1 protein-coding gene and 1 pseudogene are annotated in these 715 nt (G+C 57.1%); both read right to left on the reverse strand.

The window, feature by feature from the left end:
- Positions 1-317 (reverse strand): superoxide dismutase (locus NW819_RS14065; RefSeq protein ID WP_414414127.1); only part of this gene is annotated, 317 nt, incomplete at its 3' end.
- 189 nt (positions 318-506) lie between these two features.
- A pseudogene (locus NW819_RS14070) lies at positions 507-715 on the reverse strand (hypothetical protein); the annotation flags it as partial.

A 715-nucleotide genomic window follows, 5' to 3' on the forward strand; every position in this document is an offset into this window, starting at 1 on the left:
AAATCGGCGTTGATCTTGTCGGCGATGGGCCCCGTCGGCGCGCCGCCCCCACCTGGCTTCATGGATTCCCAGAAAAAGGTGTGGTTCCAGACCTGGGCGGCATTGTTGAAGATGCCCACTTTGTCGGGATCCCCAAACGTGGTCTTGATAATTTCTTCTAGCGACTTATTGGCCAGCTCGGTGCCTTCGATCAGCTTGTTTAGGTTGGCCACGTAGGCGGCGTGGTGCTTGCCGTGGTGGTAGGAGAAGGTTTCCGCCGACATATAGGGCTTGAGGGCGTCGGCAGGGTAGGGCAGAGCCGGGAGTTCAAAAGCCATAATCGTCTGTCCTCTGTGTCTTGTGCAAAGAATGCAAGAAAGGACGCAGCGAAGGCAAAGATAAATCGGACAACGGCGTTACCTTTCTTTGCAGTCTTAGTGTAACTCAGAATGATTACGCTTTGGGATCCCCTCGCCATTTCCGTGCAGGCTGAGACCGTCCCCTCCTCTCCAAGCAGGGGGCCAGAGCTAACGGGATCCCTCCCGCAACAGCTCAATCAGCAGGGGAGCGACATCCCTGAGCAGGGGGATCAAAACAGCCGTGATGGCGGCGATGGTCACTACATTGCGGGTGAAGTTGAGGGTATCGCGGCTGAGCTGGAAAAACCGCTCGTCCCAGCGTTTGACCTCGGCCTCCAGACGTTCTTCGGCGCCAGCAATGCGTTCCTCGGCTTTGG

This window comes from Synechococcus sp. R8-2, from assembly GCF_047461715.1.
GTDB lineage: Bacteria > Cyanobacteriota > Cyanobacteriia > Thermostichales > Thermostichaceae > Thermostichus.